Origin of the sequence: Flavobacterium frigidarium DSM 17623, from assembly GCF_000425505.1 — a bacterium.
Taxonomy (GTDB): domain Bacteria; phylum Bacteroidota; class Bacteroidia; order Flavobacteriales; family Flavobacteriaceae; genus Flavobacterium; species Flavobacterium frigidarium.
Genome location: NZ_AUDO01000001.1, coordinates 269853 through 291292 on the forward strand (window position 1 = coordinate 269853; position 21440 = coordinate 291292).

The window sequence follows — 21440 nt, forward strand, 5'->3', positions numbered from 1 at the left end:
ATGCAAAAAATCTTTAAAACAATTTTTACAAAATCCATAGGTTTATATATCAATATCCTGAGTTATGTAAATCCTACAAAGGCAATCAAGATTGCTTATTCCCTATTTAGCGAACCCCGAGATGGTCGATTAAATAAAGAAGAGCTTCCTTCTATCCTACAAGAAGCAACCACTGAAACACATCGCTTAAATAAAGATTACTTTCAAAGCTATACCTGGACAGGAAACGATACCATAATATTACTTGTTCACGGTTGGGAAAGCAATGCTTCTCGCTGGGAAAATCTAATTCCCTATTTAAGAAAATCTGGAAGCACTGTAATTGCCATAGATGGTCCTGCACATGGATTGTCAAGTGGAAAAGAATTTAATATTCCCCAATATGCTGCTTTCATAGATTTAGTTGCAAAAAAGTACCCACCCACCTACCTGATTGGTCATTCGCTAGGAGCCAAGACCTGCTTATATTATCAAGCCAAGTATCAAAATTCTAATATTGAAAAAATTGTCATTCTTGGTTCTCCAAGTGATTTTAAGGTGATTTTGAATAATTACATTAAAATGCTTAGTTTGAACACTGCAATTTACAACGGCCTCAGAGATCACTACCTTAATCATTTCGAACTTAAACTAGACCAATTTTCAGGTAAACACTTTGCCTCACAAATTTTAATACCTGGTTTAATTGCACACGACTCACAAGATAGCGTCGTGTTATTTGCAGAAGCAGAAAAAATAGCCTCTTCCTGGAAAAATTCAGTATTAATTGAAACAAAAGGACTAGGACACAGCATGCATGATGAAGTCTTGTACAGTAAAGTTGCTCAATTTTTATTTGAATCGAAATAAAATAGTGCTCGAGATACTCCAAATTTTAAACACGCATTAAATAAATATTCTACCAAGTAAACGATTTAACAATTTAGTACTACTTTTGTACTATGGAAGAAAATCTAAAACGACTTAACAAATTTATTGGAGAAACTGGTTTTTGTTCTCGCCGAGAAGCTGATAAAATTATCGAACAAGGCAGAGTGACAATTAACGGCGTCGTTCCAGAATTAGGGACCAAGGTATCTATGCATGACGAAGTGCGTATTGATGGCAAACTAATTAGAGAAAATAGAGAAAAATCTGTTTATCTCGCTTTCTACAAACCCATTGGTATTGAATGTACCACTAATTTAGATGTACAGAACAATATTGTTGACTACATAAATTACCCAAAGCGCATCTTCCCTATTGGTCGATTAGATAAAGCCAGTGAAGGACTGATATTTATGACCAATGATGGAGATATCGTAAATAAAATTTTGCGCGCCAGAAACAATCACGAAAAAGAATATACCGTTACCGTAGACCGCCCAATCACAGATCGTTTTATCGAAAGAATGGGAAATGGAGTACCTATATTAGATACCATCACCCGTAAGTGTAAAGTTGAACAAATAAGCAAATACACTTTTAAAATTATTCTAACACAAGGCTTGAATCGTCAGATTCGTAGAATGACTGAATATTTGGGTTATGAAGTAACTGCTTTAAAGAGAATCCGTATTATAAACATCTCGCTTGATGTGCCTGTAGGGCGCTATCGTGATCTTACAGACGCAGAGATTAAAGAACTAAACGAACTTATCGAACCTTCGAGTAAAACAGAAGAAGCTAGTTTACCTAAAGCAGAAGCCCCTAAAAGGAGAACCGAATTTATTAAAAGAGATGATCCTAGATTTAAAGATCGTAATGATTATTAAAGATTAAGAAAATTTATAATGCCCCAAATTACCTAGTAGTTTTGGGGCATTTATTTTATAAAATAGTATCTTCTTAAAAAAATAATCGTCGGCTGATATTTATCAGCTTTTATACTGCTCGATATACCCATATTTGTAAATCATTTATTTCAAAATTTACATTTTATGACAGCGAATAAATCAACACAAACTTTTCATATTCCTGTAATGGGACTAGCTTATACAATCGACAGTCCTATTAGAGTAGCACACTTAGGTATTTCATCAGTAATTTCAATAATCGACGATGATTTAATTGAACGAATGAGTTCTTTTTATAGCACTAAATTCAATCTTCCTCACCAAGAAATCACTAAAAAGGCACAAGATCATCGCGCAGAGCGTATTACCAATTATTTAAATTTGGTGAATGATATTGTAAAAGACAAATTCGATACTTTTAAAAACGAATTAAGTGAAAGCAAACAAACGCTAGAGAATTATATTGCTATGCTCCCTAACAAATCTGAGATTAAGCAAGGCTTGCAAATCATCATGGATGATGGCAAAGAGGCAATTAAACAATACTTAGAGTCACATCTACATGCTGGAGCCATTGACGTCAACATTATGACTAAAGTCGATAAAGATAATTTTATAAAAGACGAACAACTACCAACAGAATTTAATGATGCTCATGCCTCTTTGCGTGGTTTTGCAAATAGTAACTTAAACTCCTCAGTAGTGCTATCTGCTGGGATGAATCCAAGGTTGTACAGTTATTTCGAAAACTTTGATGTCTTTTTTCCTGATGATAACAATCAATTAGGCAAAAAAATAATCCTAAAAGTGAGTGATTTTAGATCGGCTATGATCCAAGGGAATTTCTTGGCTAAGAAAGGGCTTTGGGTTTCTGAGTATCGCATTGAGTCAGGTTTAAATTGCGGCGGTCATGCCTTTGCAACCGAAGGATTGTTATTAGGTCCTATCTTAGAGGAATTCAAAGCTAAGAAACCGCAATTAGCGCAGTCAGCACATGACTTAATGGTTAAAGCTCTTGCTCAAAAAGGAAAGCACATTCCTTCAGAACCATTAGAATTAAAAATTACAGTACAGGGTGGCGTAGGTACAGCAGCAGAGCATGATTTTTTATTAAACCATTTTCAAGTAGATTCTGTGGGTTGGGGAAGTCCGTTTTTACTAGTTCCAGAAGCTACTTCAGTAGATACACAAACTCGTGAACTTTTGGCGAAAGCCAAGGAAGAGGATTTGTACTTGAGTCCCATATCGCCATTAGGAATCCCCTTCAATACTTTAAAAGGAACTACCAATGAAGCATTAAAGCAAAAACGAATTGAAGAAAATAAGGCAGGGAGTTCTTGCCCAAAAAGATTTTTGGCACTAAGTAAAGAATTTGGCCCAGAGGGAATTTGCACTGCTTCAAAAAAATATCAAGATGCAAAATTACAAGAGTTAGAAGCTTCAAAAAAGACATTATCTGCTACAATGTATGAGAATGCTAAAAATAAAATAACCGATAAATCTTGTCTCTGTGTAGGCTTAGCTAATGCTTCCTATCTTGAAAACGAAATGCAAATAAAAGGGCAAGCTCAAGGAGTAGTCATTTGCCCAGGCCCCAATATGGCATATTTTGATAAGGAAGTTTCGCTTCTAGAAATGACACAGCACATCTATGGCACTGGAACTATATTAACAAAAAGCGATAGACCCAATATGTTTGTTAAAGAATTGAAAATGTATATTGACTATTTAAAAAATGAACTCAATACTGTTTCTCAAACAGTAAACACTGCTCAGGTTAAAAAGTGGAACGCTTTCAAAAATAATTTGTTGCAAGGCATTAATTACTATGAAAATCTCTTCAGTGAAAATTCATTTTCGAAAATAGAAAACAACAAATCACAGGCATCGATAGCTGTTTTAAAGCATGATTTAATCGAACTTAAAATTCCGGAATTAGAATTAGTATAAATATAAGAGCGACTTGTCTAATTACAAGTCGCTTTTAGCTTTTACTCTAGATTAAATACGTAAATTAACTGAAAACTGATTTTCAAAAATATTCTCAATAAATCTTATGAACTCAACCACTGAAACTCAAAATAATAAAATCGCCTTTTTCTCGACACAATCGTATGATAAGACTTTTTTTGAAAAATATATTCCAGATTTTAATATAGATATTACTTTTTTAGAGTCTCAGTTAAATAGTAAAACTGTGAATCTTATTAAGGATGAAACTATCGTTTGCGTTTTTGTGAATGATATCGTAAATGCAGCAGTTATCGAACTTTTGGCTAAGAAAAACATCAAGATAATAGCATTGCGTTGTGCGGGTTTCAATAATGTAGATTTAGAAGCTGCCAAAAAAAACAACATTAAAGTTTGTCGAGTTCCGGCTTATTCTCCTCATGCGGTTGCTGAGCATGCGATGGCAATGATATTAACTTTAGACAGAAAAACGCATAAAGCATATAACAGAGTTCGAGAACAAAATTTTTCTTTAAATGGCTTGTTAGGTTTTGATCTGTATGGAAAAACTGTGGGAATAATTGGTACCGGAAATATAGGAAAGGTTTTCGCAAAAATAGTAAAGGGATTTGGTTGCAAAATTCTAGCTTTTGACGTTATAATAGATTCCGAATTAGAAAATGAGGGTGTTGTTTACACCGATTTAGACACTATTTTTAAACAAGCTGATATTATCTCTTTACACTGTCCATTAAACACAAATACAAAACATCTCATAAACAAAGAGACACTTGCTTTAATGAAAGATAGCGTAATGATTATCAACACAAGTCGTGGTGCTTTAATTAATACTTCGGATGTAATTGAAGCCTTAAAAACTATAAAAGTGGGATATTTAGGAATAGATGTTTATGAGCAAGAGGAAAAATTATTTTTCAAAGATCATTCTGGAGATATTATTCAAGATGACGAGATTCAGCGATTAATGAGTTTTCCAAATGTCCTCGTTACGGCGCATCAAGCTTTTTTTACTAATGAAGCTTTAACGCAAATTGCACTGACAACTTTAGGCAATATTGAATCATTACTATTAAAAGATAGTATAGATAACAAATTGGCGCTGTTAGCGTAAAATCAAAAAAGGAACTTCTAGTCGAAGTTCCTTTTTTTTAATATATAATTTAAGCGCAAAAATTATCCTTTTAATCTACACGCTTTAACATCTCCTTCAACAACGACTTCAGTCATCCCTAAAGCAGAAAGGTTTTTCATGGCTTTGTCCCATTTTTTACCGCTTAATTCTGATTTTATTTTTAGTAAACCAAATTCCATTTGGTTTTCATTCGCTTGTAAAATAGCAACTATCGTTTTCTCGTCAGCTTCGAGTTCAATAGTGATTTGTTTTTTCTCTGGTCTCATTTGAGGGAAAAACAATACTTCTTGAATTGATGCGTTATTTGTCAAGAACATCATTAAACGGTCCATTCCTATTCCTAATCCAGAAGTAGGTGGCATACCGTATTCTAATGCTCTCAAGAAATCTTCGTCAATAATTCCTGTTGCTTCGTCATCTCCTTTTTCAGCCAAACGCATTTGATCTTCAAAACGCGCTCTTTGATCAATTGGGTCATTCAGCTCAGAGTACGCATTTGCTACTTCTTTACCGCAAACCATCAATTCAAAACGCTCCGTTAATTCAGGATTGTCACGGTGCTCTTTACAAAGTGGTGACATTTCCTTTGGATAATCTGTAATGAATGTTGGCTGAATGTAATTTCCTTCGCATTTCGCTCCAAAAATTTCATCAATCAATTTCCCTTTACCCATTGTCGCATCTACTTCGATACCCATTCCTTTTGCCGCTTCAAAAAGTTCTGCTTCTGTTTTACCAGAGATGTCAAAACCTGTAAAATGCTTGATAGAATCAGTCATTGTTACACGCGCATAAGGAGCTTTAAAGTTGATTTTGTGTTCACCAAAAGTAGCTTCACTAGTTCCATTTACACCAATAGCGCAATGCTCTAATAAATTTTCGGTGAATTCCATCATCCAGTTGTAGTCTTTGTAGGCTACATATATTTCCATTGCGGTAAATTCTGGATTGTGCGTTCTATCCATTCCTTCATTACGGAAGTTTTTAGAAAACTCATACACTCCATCAAATCCACCTACAATTAATCTTTTTAAGTATAACTCATTTGCAATACGCATGTACAATGGCATATCAAGTGAGTTATGGTGTGTAATAAACGGACGCGCCGCTGCACCACCAGGAATCGATTGTAAAACCGGAGTTTCTACCTCAAGATATCCTGCATCATTAAAGAAAGAACGCATCGAGTTAAACAATTTTGTTCTCTTGATAAAAGTTTCTTTGACGTTTTGGTTTACCGTTAAATCGACATAACGCATTCTGTAACGCAATTCAGCATCATTAAAAGCATCATGTACTTTTCCGTCTTCATCAACCTTTGGTAAAGGCAACGGACGTAATGTTTTACTCAAGAAAGTAAATTGGTCCACGCGTATACACTGCGCACCAACTTTCGTAGTAAACAATTCTCCTTCGATACCTATAAAATCACCTAGATCGGTTAGTTTTTTAAATACTTGATTGTACAATGTTTTATCATCGCCTTCACAAAGCACATCACGATTCACATACAATTGAATACGCCCTTCACTATCTTGTAATTCAGCAAAACAAGCTTTTCCTTGATCTCTAACACTCATCAAACGCCCAGCTACAATAACCTTCTTTCCCTCTTCAAAACCTTCCTTCACTTGCTTCGAAGTATGATTTACAGGGAAAAGATTTGCTGGATAAGGGTTGATACCCAAATTGCGTAAGGATTGTAGTTTTTCTCTACGGATAATTTCTTGTTCTGATAATGCCATTAGGTTCTTGTTTTTAAGAGTGCAAAGATAACAAATAGATTGCAAAATTCAGAATTCAGAATTTAGATTTTTTGAAGCAGTTCGTTTAATAATTTTAATGACGACTTGTCCCGCTATTCGCTATATCTTTTATGCCTCCCGATAGTTATCGGGAGGCATAAAAGGATACCGCTGCTATCGGGGCTAAACGAGAAAATATTTGTGTTTCAAGACGTGCATTAAAGCAAGTGCAATTCAAATACGTATACTGCAATAAAAAACAAGCAAAATCCAGAAAGCAGTTAAACCTTTCGATACATTTAACAGTCTTACATTCAAATAATACCACTCCTTCTATGAATTCCAATCCGGAATCTTTTCCTGAACTATACGCTCAATTCAAGTCACTCGTGTACAACGTGGCGCTGAGTTATGTTCAAAATAACGAAGATGCCGAAGAAATAACACAGGATGTTTTTATAAAACTGTTTCAGTCCTTTACCGATTTCAAACAAGAATCGACCTTGAAAACATGGATCTACCGCATTACCATCAACCGAAGTTTAGATTTTTTAAAGCATAAAAAAAGTCAGAAGCGCTTTTTTATTTTTGGTAAGCGATCAGAGAACGAATACGAAATCCAAAATATTTCCACATTTGAACATCCTGGTATTTTGTTAGAAAATAAAGAAAAATCCAAAGTATTATTTGAAGCAATCAACCAGCTAAACGAGAATCAAAAGACTGCTTTTATCTTATCTAAAATAGATGGCTTAAGCAATCCTGAAATTTCGACCATCATGGAGTTGAGCATCTCCTCTGTAGAATCACTCGTTTTTAGAGCCAAAGAGAACCTCAAGAAAAAATTAGAAAATAAATTTGAAGAATACCACAAGAAAAAATAACAAACAGCGTCTATTATAGTATGGAAAAGGAAAATTGGATCAACGAAATCTTAAGTAGCACTGACAAAATTGTAAAAGTGCTTCCTAGTGATGGATTGTATGCTAAAATTCAGTCCCAAATTCAGCAACAAAAAACAGTCGAAAACAAATGGGTTTGGCTCGTAGCTGCATCAATGCTATTATTAGTAAGTCTTAATATCAAAATGGTTTCGAACGAATTAAAATCAGAGAAAAAAAATCAAGAGAAAGCTTTAGTTGCTTTAGTAACTGATTCATACAATTTTTAGAATACAAAACATGAACAAAATAAAAGTATTAACCTTTTCCGTGATCGCACTTGTCATTCTTAATTTAGGCATGATACTCTTTTTTATGGTTATAAAACCTAGAGAATTTAAAAACCAAAAAAATGGTTCTCGACTATTCATTGTTGAAAAACTTCATTTTGACGAGCCACAAAAAAAGCAATTTAGAGTATCAATTGAGCAGCACATTACTAAAATTAAACGGTATGAAAGCACAATTTTAAGTACAAAAGAAGTGCTCTATTTACAACTAAGTCAGGCAAAAATAGATTTGAAAGCAAAAGATAGTCTGATTGCCGTATTAGGAAATATGCAGAAGAAGGTCGAAACAGCACGCTTTGAACATTTTAAAGCAATAGAATCTATTTGCAACACACCCCAACAAAAAGAAGACTTCAACAGTTTAACGATAGAATTGGCACAAAAAATTGGAGAGCCAAATCCGATTTCGAAAAAATAAATAATAAACACCGCACGAATAAAGTAAAACTATCGTCAAAGAAGAGGTAAACCAATTTAAAATACCCACACTATGAAAAAAACAAGTTCTTTTTTAATCCCTTTTTCAGCAATCTTAATAATATTTGCTTGCAGTAATTCAGGTGATGATACTTCTTTAATTGACTCTAACACTGGTTCTGCTGTAGTACCAGAAGTATATAAAAAAATATATGGAGCTTCTAGTGTAACTTCTGACGGCACTTTTATTACTATTAAGACTAATGGTCAACCAGATCATAAAAGTGTTTATTATGGCACCAGCGATAGCCGATATGAAAGTTTTAGCGGAACTACTTTTGGTGGAACTACATTCACTAAAAACCCAAATACAATTAATTTAAATTTAGCTTTCACTTATAAGATCCCTTTAAATCCTGTTGTGGCAACAACACATGCTTCTACTCCACTTGGTGCCATAGGTGTGGCTGTAAATGGAGTACCTTTTTTTAATCAATACGCTGGACCTAACCAGCCTTTAACAAATGAAGTGACTTCTTTCGATCAGTATTTAGGACATCCTCAAGCAACAGGTGTCTACCATTATCACGTTGAACCTACCTATTTAACAACAACTAAAGGTAAAGAAGCCCTAATGGGATATTTACTGGATGGATTTCCAGTGTATGGCCCTGAAGAAAATGGTGTTGCCGTTACCAATTTAGATATTTACCACGGTCACACTAGCGTAATTGCAGATTATCCAAATGGCATTTACCACTACCACGTTACAAATTCAGATCCTTATCTTAACGGGAATGGATTTTACGGAACGCCAGGTACCGTTTCAAACTAAGATGTATACCAACTAGAAAATTCGTTAACTTATTTGTGCTTTAAAAGTCACTTTTTTATCGAATAGTAAAAGGATCTAATGAATTTCAACAAATTACATATAAAAACTATTTATCTACTCGCTTTTTTTGCACTGGCAGTGAACAGTTGCAACAAAAAGCAAGTGGATTATACCGCTAGAAAAGCAAAGCAAATTCCCGAAACGTATACGCTAGCAACAGATATGGCTTTCCACTTTAAGCAAGACACCTTATATTTTGATGCTAAAAAGTTCTCAGGAAAACAATATCTCTTGTACCCAAATAAAGACACTGCTTTTGTTAAGATGTATTTGAACGGTTTGCTTGAAGGAACGCAAAAGCAATGGTATCCCTCCGGCGTGCTAGCTGAGGAACGATTGTATGTTTCGAACAAAAAGGAAGGCGAACATAAAGGCTGGTGGGATAATGGAAAACCCAAATATACCTACCAATTTTTTAATGATGAATACCAGGGTGAAGTTCAAGAATGGTATTTCTCTGGAAAGTTGTTTAAGCGATTTCATTATGATAAAGGCCAAGAAGAAGGTAGTGAAAGATTATGGTATGAAGACGGTAGCGTGCGTGCTAATTATGTGATTAAAAAAGGCAAGAAGTACGGTTTAATCGGAATCAAATTATGTAAAAACCCTTATGAAAAAAGTATTAAATAACAACTGGACATTAGTAATTGCGTCAATAATGATGATCTCCTCTTGCAATAAAGTCAATGAGGATGATGAAGGACTTCCCTTTTTTAATTCTTATGAATTCACTCCAGAATGGATCAATCCAGATAGTCCAGAATATGCAAAAATTCATACTATTCCTGACTTTTCTTTCACAAATCAAAATGGCGAAACAATAACAAAAGAAACGGTTGACGGTAAAATTTATGTCGCTAATTTCTTTTTTACCAGCTGTGGTAGCATCTGTCCAAAGATGACTGACAATATGGGAATCATACAAGAGAAATTTAAAGATGATAATTCAGTTTTATTATTATCGCATACTGTTGCTCCGGAGATTGACAAAGTTCCCATATTGAAAGAATACGCAAAGGAAAAAGACTGTATTTCTGGAAAATGGCACTTGCTTACTGGTGATAAAGAGGCACTTTATTCGATAGCAAAAAAACAATATTTTGCCGGAGATTCTATTGGATATTTCGGGAAGGCGAATGATTTTCTACATACAGAAAATTTTATCTTGGTGGATAAAAAACAACGTATCCGCGGAATTTACAATGGTACCCTTGCTATAGAAATGGATCGAATCATAGAAGATATTATCACTCTCAAGAAAGAAGGTTAAAATTACAAAAGCATCCACCATGATTCAAATTCATTTCAACCATAAAAAATTAGTAAGCATCATTGCTTTTTTGTTTTCGATCAGTATTTTAATATCATGTAGCTCTTCAAACGAAGAAGGAAACGAAATTGAAACGCTTCCAACGCAAACCAATACCGTAGGGTTAATTCGTAACGATGCTGGAGCGCTAAATGACGGCTATGTTTTATTTGCACCAATAGGCAGTACCACTACTTATTTAATTGATAAGTGCGGAAAGCAGGTGAACACTTGGCCAAGCACTTATAAACCAGGACAATCTTGCTATATATTAACTGACGGAAGTTTGCTTAGACCAGGAAACGCCAACAACACAACATTTAATGCTGGTGGAAAAGGCGGAGTCATTGAAAAGATTGATTGGAACGGAAATGTGACTTGGACTTACACATTATCTGACGCATTAAAATGCCAACATCACGATATAAAAGCTTTACCTAATGGAAATATTTTAGTGATTGCATGGGAGTCAAAAACGATTACGGAGGCAATCGCTCAAGGACGAAATCCAAATTTGGTTCCCGCAACTGTGTGGAGTGAGCAAATAATCGAAATCAAACCTACAGGAACATCTGGAGGTACCATTGTATGGGAATGGCATTTATGGGATCATTTAGTTCAAGATTTTGACGCATCAAAACCAAATTACGGAACGGTTGCTTCCTCTTCAAAATTAATTAATTTAAACTATAACGCAAGTGCTACAAATCAAGATTGGATACATCTCAACTCAATAGATTATAATGCATCATTAAATCAAATATTGGTTAGTTCGCATTCTTTCAACGAGGTTTGGATTATTGATCACAGTACAACTACTGCTCAAGCCAAAAGCCATTCGGGAGGAAAATCAGGCAGTGGAGGCGATTTACTTTATCGATGGGGGAATCCTTTGGCATACAACACGGGAACAACGACGCAATCATTTGGACAACACAACGCTTACTGGATCGAGTCGGGATTTCCATTCGAGAACCAAATCATGATTTTCAACAACGGAAACGGAAGAACTGGAGGAAATTATTCGACTATAGAAATTATAAAGCCGCCTGTGAACGGCTACAATTACATACAGTCCTTCCCTTATGGTCCCACTGCGACATCATGGAATTACAATTACGGAAATCCAAACAATGTTTACGCCCAAAACATATCGGGTGCACAGCAATTATCTAATGGTAACGTACTCTTTTGTAATGGTCCAGCAGGAGTTTTTACTGAAATCAATACTAGTGGCAACATAGTATGGCAATATGTAAATCCTGTAGCGACATCAGGAATTTTAAAACAGAACGATGTTGTTGCACAAAACAGTGTTTTTAGAAGTACATTTTATTCTAAAAGCTTCAGCGGTTTTAGCGGGCGCACACTTACAGCAACTACTACAATTGAGGATGTAAATGCACTTGCAGCATCATTTAAGTAAAAAGAAAAAAGATTCAAGCATTGCGTACATAATTTAGAAAAGGCACTTTAAGAGGTGTCTTTTTTTTTTTGTAATAGTATCCAATACTAGATTGTAGTAAAAAAATAAATCGCAGTACATTTAGCGTTGTAAAAAACAAGACACAATGACAAAATCTATCCTATTACTACTTGCATCAGTATTGTTAGCAAGCTGCGAAGTTGTTGAAACAATAAATATCAATCCAGATAATTCTGGAACAATAATGGTTGATATGCATAGGAATGAAAACAGTTATATGCAAATCGCAGGAGAGCAATATGCAAAAGAAACTATTTTTAGAGATACGACTTATGTTTTTCAAGACTACATAGAAAAATACAATGGTAATTTTGTAAAATATACTGCTACTGAGCAAGAGCTTTTCAATAAATATAGAAATGTAAAAGTGCATATTAAAAAGAGTTCATTTGATAAAGACTTTAGAACAATCATTTCGCAAGATTTTATCAATGTAGAAAAAGTAGCTGATCTTTCGAAAACAGAAAATTACATTAGTGATATCGTACATAATTATGCATTAACCGCCGAAGAACATTATTACAACATTAAATACACATTGAAAGACAATCAATTTAATAGAGTTGTTACAATTACAAATGATGTTATTTTTGAAAGAGAGAAGAAAATTTTAGAATCTTACAATAAAATATACGACCTCAATTTGGTTCAAAGCTATTTATTGAAATATCATTTTCCACGAAAAATTAAATCAGTTTCTAACGCAAATGCCATTATTAGCTCCGATAGAAAATCTGTTGAATTGAAGTTTTCAATATTAGATTTTTTAAAAAATCCAGTGAACACAAATCTTGAAGTGGTATTAGAATAATCAGTTTAAAACAGCTTACTCCTTTAAAGTAGAGTTCGTATCTTTGCAAAAAAAGATGAAGAAAATATACGTATTGCTACTCTCAATTTTTATTTTTACAAGTTGCACCATCAAAGAAAAGATGGTAATTAATGAAGACGGTTCTGGTTCTTTTTCTTATGGTTTTGATGTATCCTCTTTAATGAAAATGGGCAAATCTACAGATTCCTCAAAAGTTCCTAAAGTGATGGATTCGACTTTTACCTTTAAAGAGTTAATGTTGCCATTAAAAGACAGTATATCTAAATTATCTGATGTAGAAAGAGCACAATTTAAGTTACTAGAGAGTTTTAGGGTCAACATGAAAATTGATGAGATCGAAAATGAATTTAGCTACGATATGGAATTTGATTTTCCTGCAGTAGATAGTGTATCAAATATGATGTCACCTACTAAAGCAGCATCGCTCCTATCCCTTTCAGATAAAAACATTGCAACTAAAAAGAGGAATTCAAATAAGGACCAAAATGATAGTAATACCAGTTTTAGTTATGACGGTAAGTATTTCACAAAAACCGTAACACTTTCAAAATCGCAGTTAAAAAAATTAGCAAAGCAAAAATCAAAGACGAAATTTAAAACAGAGGAAGAGCCTGAAGATGAGTTTTCGAAAAAATTAGCTGATTTTTTAAAAGAATGTAAGTACTCAATTGAATATCATTTTCCAAAAAAAATAAAAACAGTATCAATACCAGGCGTAACTATATCCGAAGATAGAAAGAGCTTTGTGAAAGACATCGCAATCGAAAATTTATCAGAGAATAAAGATCTAAGCTTTAAAGTAGAATTTGAATAAAATGAATAAAAAAATACAGCTTCAAGATCTTGGTAATAAAGATTATAAAGCAACTTGGGAATACCAAGAAGAATTATTTAAAGGAATTGTTGACATCAAAATTAGAAATCGCAGAGAGGAACTTGAATTAGAGACTCCCAATTATTTTCTCTTTGTAGAGCATCCTCACGTCTACACCTTAGGAAAAAGCGGTGACCTAAGCAACCTATTATTATCAGAGAAACAGCTCGCCGATAAAGGAGCAACCTTCTATAAAATCAATCGAGGAGGTGATATTACTTATCACGGCCCAGGACAAATAGTAGGTTATCCTATTATTGATTTAGAAAACTTTTTTACAGACATTCATAAATACCTGCGTTTTCTAGAAGAGGCAATCATTTTAACGTTGCAAGAATACGGTTTAGAGTGCGGCCGCAGCGAAGGAGAAACTGGCGTTTGGTTAGGTGTAGGAACTCCCTTTGCTCGAAAAATTTGTGCTATGGGCGTGCGAGCTTCTAGATGGGTTACTATGCATGGCTTTGCTTTGAACGTAAATGCCAACCTTGGTTACTTTGACAATATTATTCCTTGTGGAATTCGGGGCAAAGCAGTGACATCATTAAATGTAGAATTAGGCATAGAACGAGTGGATGAAGAAGATATTAAAGCGAAAATTTTAAAGCATTTTTCTGAATTGTTTGAAAGTGAATTTACGCGATAAAACATATGTATAGCAGTTAAATGTTGCAAAATTAAATATTAATAGGCTAGAGCGAAATCGTTTTAGCCAATTTTTTTTATATATTTCAAACATTATTAGATTTTAGCTAAAAATAAATCCTTACAAATAAAAATTACGATATAAGACAAAACTAACACAATAAATTAGTTAAAAAATGTGATTTTATGCAATAAATTAAGGTATTCAAACATTGTAATCGGCTGCAAGTAATTGTATAAATGATAATAGACAAATAGCATAAACTTAACAAAATGTTAACAATAAAACCCTGCCAACCCTTGCCAATAGTGATATTTTGCAGAAAATGAAATTTCGTAAAAAGTTGATTTTGATATAATAATTTGGATAAAAAATTCTTTTTTAACCTTTTTAACTATTTATATCTACGTGAATGTTAAACTTTATTTTTATCCTACCCTGACTGTTCGATATTTAAGCTTTTATTATGAGTTTTGTATAAATAATTAATTCAAAAATTCAAATAATGAGATTAAAATTCAAATGGATTTATGCGCTAGTAATGGCGATGTCTATTCAGTTTGCTTTTGCACAAGAGCAAACTATTAAGGGTGTTGTTTCGGATGCAATGGGTTCTATCCCCGGAGTTAATGTAAACGTGAAAGGAACAAAAAATAGTACTCAAACAAATTTTGATGGAGAATATACTATCAAAGCAAAAACGGGTGATGTTCTTGTGTTTACTTTTGTAGGTATGCAAAATACTACTGCAACTGTTGGAACTACTTCTAAAATCAATGTTACGATGAAAGAAGAAGGAAAACAGTTAGAAGAAGTAGTAATTTTAGGATACGTTTCTAAAGGTAAAAACGAAGTAACTGGAAGTGTGAAACAAATATCGGGAGACATCTTGAAAGGAGTTCCTGTAGTTTCTGTAGACCAAGCTTTACAAGGTAAGGTTGCTGGTTTACAAATTTCGCAATCATCTGGAACACCGGGATCTGTACAAGATATCCGTATTAGAGGTGTGGGTTCTGTATCTGCAAGTAACCAACCTTTATATGTTATTGATGGTGTACCAGTTATCAACGATGCTTTTGCAGCTAGTGATAACGTTTCTACATTATCACCACTTGCTTCTATCGCAAGTAGCGATATTGAAAGCATGACAGTACTTAAAGATGCTTCTGCAACTTCAGCATATGGAGCTAGAGGATCTAATGGGGTTATCATTATTACAACCAAAAAAGGAAAATCAGGTAAAACAGTATTCAATTTGAATACTTCTATCGGTTTTCAAAACAATGCAGTGAAAGGACAAACCCCTTTAACTGGAGCACAAAGAAAAGAGTTATACCTTGATGGTGTTTACAATACTTATGGTGCTACAAACGGATTTACAAGAGAAGGTGCTGAAAACTTTTTATTAGGTACTCCTCAAGGATTAGCTATTGATGACAACTTTGCTGGATTACAGTATTGGGATGGTAAAGAAGCTAACTGGCCTGAATTGTTACAAAACAAAGACGCCATTTTAAGATCATATGATATCTCTGCTAGTGGTGGTGATGAAAAATCGACTTTTAATGTGTCTTTAGGATACAATAAAACTGAGGGTACGGTAATTGGATCTGAATTCAGACGCCTTACTGCTAAAATTGGTATGACTAGAAAATTAACTGAAAACGTGAAATTTTCAACAAATAACAGCTTTGCAGATTCTAAGCAATCTGGAGTACTTGAAGGTGGTGGTTTCTTTTCTAACCCGCACTTAGCACGTTATTTCATGACTCCATGGGCTAACCCTTACAACGCTGATGGTTCACTGAATATTGAAGACATTAAGGATTATACAGGTTTACCAAATACATTATATGTTGTTGAAAACAATATTATTGAAAATGATTTGGCTAGAATTATCTCTAATAATACATTAGAATGGAAAATTACAGATAGATTCAAATATAAATCAGTATTCGGAATCGATTATAATTTAGCAACTTTTCACCAGTATGACAATCCAGTTCATGGAGATGGTGCTAACGTAAATGGAGATTCGCAACAACAAGTATCTCGTAACTTAAACTTAGTTGCTCAAAACTCTTTGAACTATAACTACAGATATAAATTACATAGTTTTGATGCTACTGCTTTATTCGAATATCAAAAAAACACTTACAATGAGTTAGGTGCTTATGGAGAAAATATAGCTTCAGGCGGACTTACTTATGTTGATAATGTTGTATCTAATATCGCAGTAAACGGAAGTTTTAATGACTGGTTAAACGTTTCTTATTTAGCGTTGCTTAACTACAACTATAACGGTAAATATGTTGTTGACTTTACATATAGAAAAGAAGGGTCATCTCGTTTTGCACCAGGAAAACGTTTTGGAGATTTCTGGTCTGTAGGTACAGCATGGAACGTTCATAAAGAAGATTTTATGGCTGATACCACTTTCAGTGAATTAAAATTGAGAGGATCTATTGGTACTTCTGGAAACAATGCTATCGACTTGAATCAATACCAAGCTTTACTTGCTTATGATGCTAACTACGCAGGGAACCCTGCAATTTACCCATCTACTTATGGTAATTTAAATTTACAGTGGGAGAAAAACAGAACGATAGATTTAGGAGTTGACTTTGCTATTCTAAACAACCGTATTTCTGGTAGTTTAGGTGTTTACAACAAAACAACTTTTGACTTATTACAAGATGTTCCTTTATCTAGAACAACTGGTTTCAATACTTTAGCTGCTAATACAGGAGAAATTGTAAATAAAGGAGTTGAAGCTGATTTAACTTTCAATGCAATTCAATCTAAGAATTTCAACTGGACAATTTCTACAAACTACGCATTCAATGATAATGAGGTAACTAAACTAGCGAAAGATGCTTCTGGAGTAGATATCAATATCGCTACAGGAACAAAAATCACTAAAGTTGGTGAAGCTGTTGGAACTTGGAATATGAGAAAATGGGCTGGTGTTGATCCTGCAAATGGAAACCCATTATGGTATATAAACGGTAAAGACGGTGAAACAACTAGTATTTATAACGAAGCCCAAATCGCAGTACAAGGTAAATCTTTACCTACTTACACAGGTGGAGTTAGCACACATTTAGATTTCAAAGGAGTGTTTTTTGACGCAAGTGTTTACTTCGCAGGTGGAAACAAAGTTTTTGAAGACTGGGCTTCTTATACACAAAGCTCAGGAACGAGGACTACAGTTAACTATAATGGAGTTGAAACATTATTGAACAGATGGCAAAATCCAGGAGACATTACTGATGTTCCTAAAATGGACCTAACATCTACAGGAAATAACTCTGCTGCTACCTCTACTCGTTTTTTATATGACGGAGATTATATCAGAATTAAAGATTTAACTCTTGGTTACTCATTCAACAAAGAGGTATTAGAAAAAATTAGTTTAGATGGTTTAACATTATCTATAAGAGGAACTAACTTATTCACTTTTGTAAAAGACAGTCGTCTTAAATATGACCCAGAGGTAAGAGCTGACGGTTTTACTCGTTTGTCTACTCCTCCTGTTAAATCAGTAACTTTTGCCATGAACTTTAAATTTTAAGAAATGAAAATAATAACAAAAAGCATCTTAGCACTGTCTCTACTGCTTTCAGTAGTTTCATGTGATGATTCAGATTTAGACCCAACATTAAGTGTAAATAAAGATATTTCTACAATTGAATCAGCTAATGATTTAAGTTTAGTTCTTTCTGGAGCTTATAATAGAATGACTAGTGAATTTTACTACGGTCGTGATATATTAGTATATGGTGATGTACGTTCAGATAACGCATATTCAAGTGGTAACTCAGGACGTTTTGTAACTCCTGGATCTATGGATATGGTAAACTCTGACGGATATGCAAGTGATACATTCACATTAATCTATAGAGTAATCGGAAGTGCTAACATCGTAATCAATTCAACGATTGCTGGTACTACTGCAGATGAGACTAACCAGATTAATTATTACAAAGGTCAAGGACTTGCTCTTAGAGCATTAGCTCATTATGACTTGTTACGTCTTTACGGTCAACAAAATGTAAATGGCGGTGGTTTAAACGCTGCAGGTGTTGCTTACGTAACTGAATTTCAAAGTAGCAACCAAACTCCAGCTAGAAAAACTGTAGGTGAAGTTAAAGATTTAATTTATGCTGACCTAGATCAAGCATTGACTTTAATGAGTACAACTTATGATGGATCTAAAGAAACAATTACTACTGCAGCTGTAAACGGAATTAAAGCTAGAGTTGCATTGTACTTTGAAGATTGGACTATTGCAAAAGATGCTTCTAGCAAAGCAATGGTTTTGGCTACTGCAAAAGGTACTCGTATCGCTACATCAGCTGAGTTCGTTAGTACGTACACAATTCCTACCCCTGTAAACTCAATTTTCGAATTGGCTTTTAGATCTAATGACAACAATTCCATTAATGGATTGTACAATATCTACGCAGAAACCACTTATGGTGACATTGGAGTATTAGACAATTTAAAAAATCAATTTAGCGCTACAGACGTTAGAGGTGGAACAGATATGATCGCTCTTGATTCTAAAAAGAAATTAAGAAACGTTGGTAAATTCATTTCATTTTCATCTAATGTACCTTTGATTCGTTTTGAAGAAATGGTACTGGTAAATGCTGAAGCTTCTTTTATGATCAGCAATGCAGATGCGACAGTTTTAACTTCTATTAACTCAATTGCTACTAATAGAGGTGCTGCAGCTTACACTACAGTGACTCGTGACGATATTTTAAAAGAGCGTCGCAAAGAGTTAGCTTTTGAAGGTTTTAGATTTGATGACATCGCTAGAACGAAGCAAAACATGCCTATTGTTGATGCGTTAAAGCAAACCTATGATGACAAAGGGGTTATACTTTTTGGAAGTTATAGATATGCTTTCCCTATTCCATTAGTTGAAACTAATGCTAATGCAAATACAAAGCAAAATGCAGGATACTAATTTAAAAAAGTAGTTTCTGTTTTAAATACAAAGAGAGGATATAGCAATATATCCTCTCTTTTATTTTGTATTAATTCTTACTTTTTATTTTTCGAAAACAAGGCTAAAGTACAACCCTTTAAAACCATCTTCTTCTTTTAAAAAGAAACACACCTACAGCAGACAATAAAATCGAAATCAAGACCAGAATCCACAAGCCCATAGGATTATCTTGTAAAGCATTAGGAACGTTCATACCGTAAAAACTTGCGATAACTGTAGGTATCATTAGTATAATCGAAATCGACGTCATCTGCTTCATTATGTTATTCATATTGTTAGAAATCACAGACGCATAGGCATCCATGGTTCCTGTCAAAATATCACTATAAATATTAGTAGTTTCTTGTGCTTGTCGCAGTTCAATTTCGACATCTTCTAATAAATCAGAATCATAACTATCGCGTTGTGCTTTTATATTTTTAATGCGGTGCAATAAGATATCATTTCCTTTTAACGAAGTCATAAAGAACACTAAGCATTTTTCTATTTGCAACAATGCTTGCAGTTCTTCATTCTTTATGGATTTCTCCAAATTGTCTTCGGCCAGTCTAATCTTTTGATTGACTAATTTTAAATATTTCAAATACCAAACACTTGAAGACAACAAAAGGCGTAATACCAAATCGAAATTATCTTTTAAATCAATGTTCTTTCTTTGTGTGTAAGAAACAAAATCAGTCAGCATTTCGGTTTTATGAAAAGTAACCGTAACACACACTTCACCTTTAAAAACGATTCCTACAGGTATTGTATGAAATGGTAATTTGACATCATTACTTTTAACTGGGATCCGCATAATAATTAGCGTCCAGCCATTTTCACTCTCAATACGAGGTCGTTCATCAATATCTTCAATATCATTATAAAAAGCCTCTGGAATTTGTAGTTCTTCCAGTAAATATCTTTTCTCCTCTTGAGATGGACACTCGATATTTATCCAGCTATGAGGAAACCACTCTGCTACCTCGATTAAGCCATTATTGTTTTTGTAAAAAGCTCTCATTTCAAAATTCTATAGTATTAGTATAGCCTCTTGAAAATGATCAAAGGCTACATTTAGTTAAACATTTCCGAATAATAATCGTCCATCAGGTACATCTATTTTTTAAGTGGTGCAAAAGTATTCTTTATTCTCATCACCAATTCTCACAATATCACTTTTATGCTTTTTTTAATACAACAAAAAAAAACCTACTCTTGTGAGTAGGTTTTAATTCAACTTATAATTTAGCCATTTTCATTTCTCTGGCTAATAATGTGTTTTTCATTAACATCGCAATAGTCATAGGACCTACACCTCCTGGTACTGGCGTAATGAAGCTCGCTTTTTTACTAACATTCTCAAAGTCTACATCTCCAGTGATGACGTATCCTTTTGCATTTGTATCATCGCTTACACGTGTAATTCCTACGTCGATAACAACAGCACCATCTTTAACCATCTCAGCCTTTAAATAATTAGGAACTCCTAATGCTGTAATGATAATATCTGCTTGTGTTGTAATTTGAGCGATGTTCTTAGTATAACTGTGTGTCAATGTTACTGTAGAGTTTCCAGGAAAACCTTTTCTACCCATTAAAATACTCATTGGTCTACCTACAATATGGCTACGTCCAATAACTACGGTATGCTTTCCTTGAGTTTCTACACCGTAACGCTCTAGTAATTCTAAAATTCCAAAAGGAGTAGCTGGAATAAATGTACTCATATCTAAAGCCATTTTCCCAAAATTCTCTGGATGAAAACCATCAACATCTTTACTAGGGTCAACTGCCATCAATACTTTTTGTTCATCAATTTGAACAGGTAAAGGCAATTGAACAATAAATCCATCGATGTTATCGTCTTCGTTTAATTCCTTAATTTTTTTAAGCAATTCCGTTTCAGATGTTGTGCTTGGCATTTTTACTAAAGTAGATTCAAAACCCACTCTTTCACAAGCCTTCACTTTACTTCCTACGTAAGTTAAACTTGCTCCATCATTCCCCACAATAACTGCGGCAAGATGAGGCACTTTTTCCCCGTTTTTAATCATTTTTTGTACCTCAACAGCAATTTCGCCTTTGATGTCTTCTGCTGTTTTTTTTCCGTCTAGTAGTTGCATTTTAA

The 21440-nt window shown here is 34.1% G+C and carries 19 protein-coding genes; 16 read left to right on the plus strand and 3 right to left on the minus strand.

Annotated elements, in window-relative coordinates:
• The 4 genes from H603_RS0101310 (at window position 1) to H603_RS0101325 (ending at window position 4857) form a co-directional block, all read left to right on the plus strand.
• A complete protein-coding gene (locus H603_RS0101310) occupies window positions 1-849 on the plus strand; it encodes an alpha/beta hydrolase (RefSeq protein WP_026706892.1) in 849 nt (282 codons plus the stop codon).
• Window positions 850-941: 92 nt separating this feature from the next.
• Window positions 942-1754, plus strand: a complete 813-nt coding sequence (gene rluF / locus H603_RS0101315) for a 23S rRNA pseudouridine(2604) synthase RluF (RefSeq protein WP_026706893.1) — start codon at window positions 942-944, stop codon at window positions 1752-1754.
• Window positions 1755-1919: 165 nt separating this feature from the next.
• Window positions 1920-3725, plus strand: coding sequence for a hypothetical protein (locus H603_RS0101320; protein WP_026706894.1), 1806 nt, complete (start codon window positions 1920-1922; stop codon window positions 3723-3725).
• A gap of 106 nt (window positions 3726-3831) precedes the next feature.
• Window positions 3832-4857, plus strand: a complete 1026-nt coding sequence (locus H603_RS0101325; protein ID WP_026706895.1) for a 2-hydroxyacid dehydrogenase — start codon at window positions 3832-3834, stop codon at window positions 4855-4857.
• 62 nt (window positions 4858-4919) lie between these two features.
• On the opposite strand, the gene lysS is transcribed toward H603_RS0101325, so the two are convergent.
• Window positions 4920-6623, minus strand: a complete 1704-nt coding sequence (gene lysS / locus H603_RS0101330; RefSeq protein ID WP_026706896.1) for a lysine--tRNA ligase — start codon at window positions 6621-6623, stop codon at window positions 4920-4922.
• A gap of 335 nt (window positions 6624-6958) precedes the next feature.
• Between lysS and H603_RS0101335 the strand changes: the two genes are divergently transcribed.
• The 12 genes from H603_RS0101335 to H603_RS0101390 all read left to right on the plus strand — a co-directional run bounded on the left by H603_RS0101335 (window position 6959) and on the right by H603_RS0101390 (window position 19288).
• Entirely contained in the window at window positions 6959-7507 is a 549-nt protein-coding gene (locus H603_RS0101335; protein ID WP_026706897.1) for an RNA polymerase sigma factor, read from the plus strand.
• Window positions 7508-7527: 20 nt separating this feature from the next.
• Window positions 7528-7794 carry a hypothetical protein gene (locus H603_RS16220; protein ID WP_051219083.1) on the plus strand — a complete coding sequence of 89 codons (267 nt, stop codon included), beginning with the start codon at window positions 7528-7530 and terminating at the stop codon, window positions 7792-7794.
• A gap of 10 nt (window positions 7795-7804) precedes the next feature.
• The gene (locus H603_RS0101345; RefSeq protein ID WP_026706898.1) at window positions 7805-8272 is read left to right on the plus strand and encodes a hypothetical protein; all 468 of its coding nucleotides are present in this window, start codon (window positions 7805-7807) and stop codon (window positions 8270-8272) included.
• A gap of 72 nt (window positions 8273-8344) precedes the next feature.
• A complete protein-coding gene (locus H603_RS0101350; protein ID WP_026706899.1) occupies window positions 8345-9106 on the plus strand; it encodes a YHYH protein in 762 nt (253 codons plus the stop codon).
• 78 nt (window positions 9107-9184) lie between these two features.
• Window positions 9185-9796 carry a toxin-antitoxin system YwqK family antitoxin gene (locus H603_RS16225; RefSeq protein WP_026706900.1) on the plus strand — a complete coding sequence of 204 codons (612 nt, stop codon included), beginning with the start codon at window positions 9185-9187 and terminating at the stop codon, window positions 9794-9796.
• On the plus strand, window positions 9777-10436 hold the full coding sequence (locus H603_RS0101360) for an SCO family protein (RefSeq protein WP_026706901.1): 660 nt from the start codon (window positions 9777-9779) through the stop codon (window positions 10434-10436). The genes H603_RS16225 and H603_RS0101360 overlap by 20 nt, the downstream gene beginning before the upstream one ends.
• A gap of 19 nt (window positions 10437-10455) precedes the next feature.
• Window positions 10456-11901: an aryl-sulfate sulfotransferase gene (locus H603_RS16230; RefSeq protein WP_051219085.1), complete on the plus strand. Its 1446-nt coding sequence runs from the start codon at window positions 10456-10458 to the stop codon at window positions 11899-11901.
• 145 nt (window positions 11902-12046) lie between these two features.
• Window positions 12047-12772 carry a hypothetical protein gene (locus tag H603_RS0101370; RefSeq protein ID WP_026706902.1) on the plus strand — a complete coding sequence of 242 codons (726 nt, stop codon included), beginning with the start codon at window positions 12047-12049 and terminating at the stop codon, window positions 12770-12772.
• Window positions 12773-12827: 55 nt separating this feature from the next.
• Window positions 12828-13607: a hypothetical protein gene (locus H603_RS0101375; protein WP_157510378.1), complete on the plus strand. Its 780-nt coding sequence runs from the start codon at window positions 12828-12830 to the stop codon at window positions 13605-13607.
• Between the two features lies 1 nt (window position 13608).
• The gene (lipB, locus tag H603_RS0101380; protein WP_026706904.1) at window positions 13609-14310 is read left to right on the plus strand and encodes a lipoyl(octanoyl) transferase LipB; all 702 of its coding nucleotides are present in this window, start codon (window positions 13609-13611) and stop codon (window positions 14308-14310) included.
• 505 nt (window positions 14311-14815) lie between these two features.
• The gene (locus tag H603_RS0101385) at window positions 14816-17884 is read left to right on the plus strand and encodes a SusC/RagA family TonB-linked outer membrane protein (RefSeq protein ID WP_026706905.1); all 3069 of its coding nucleotides are present in this window, start codon (window positions 14816-14818) and stop codon (window positions 17882-17884) included.
• Window positions 17885-17887: 3 nt separating this feature from the next.
• Window positions 17888-19288: a RagB/SusD family nutrient uptake outer membrane protein gene (locus H603_RS0101390; protein ID WP_026706906.1), complete on the plus strand. Its 1401-nt coding sequence runs from the start codon at window positions 17888-17890 to the stop codon at window positions 19286-19288.
• Window positions 19289-19406: 118 nt separating this feature from the next.
• Here H603_RS0101390 and H603_RS0101395 read toward each other — a convergent pair whose 3' ends face one another.
• Together H603_RS0101395 and H603_RS0101400 are read right to left on the minus strand one after the other, a co-directional pair.
• Entirely contained in the window at window positions 19407-20333 is a 927-nt protein-coding gene (locus H603_RS0101395) for a magnesium transporter CorA family protein (protein WP_026706907.1), read from the minus strand.
• Between the two features lie 217 nt (window positions 20334-20550).
• Window positions 20551-21435, minus strand: a complete 885-nt coding sequence (locus H603_RS0101400) for a bifunctional 5,10-methylenetetrahydrofolate dehydrogenase/5,10-methenyltetrahydrofolate cyclohydrolase (RefSeq protein ID WP_026706908.1) — start codon at window positions 21433-21435, stop codon at window positions 20551-20553.
• Window positions 21436-21440 lie beyond the last annotated feature (5 nt).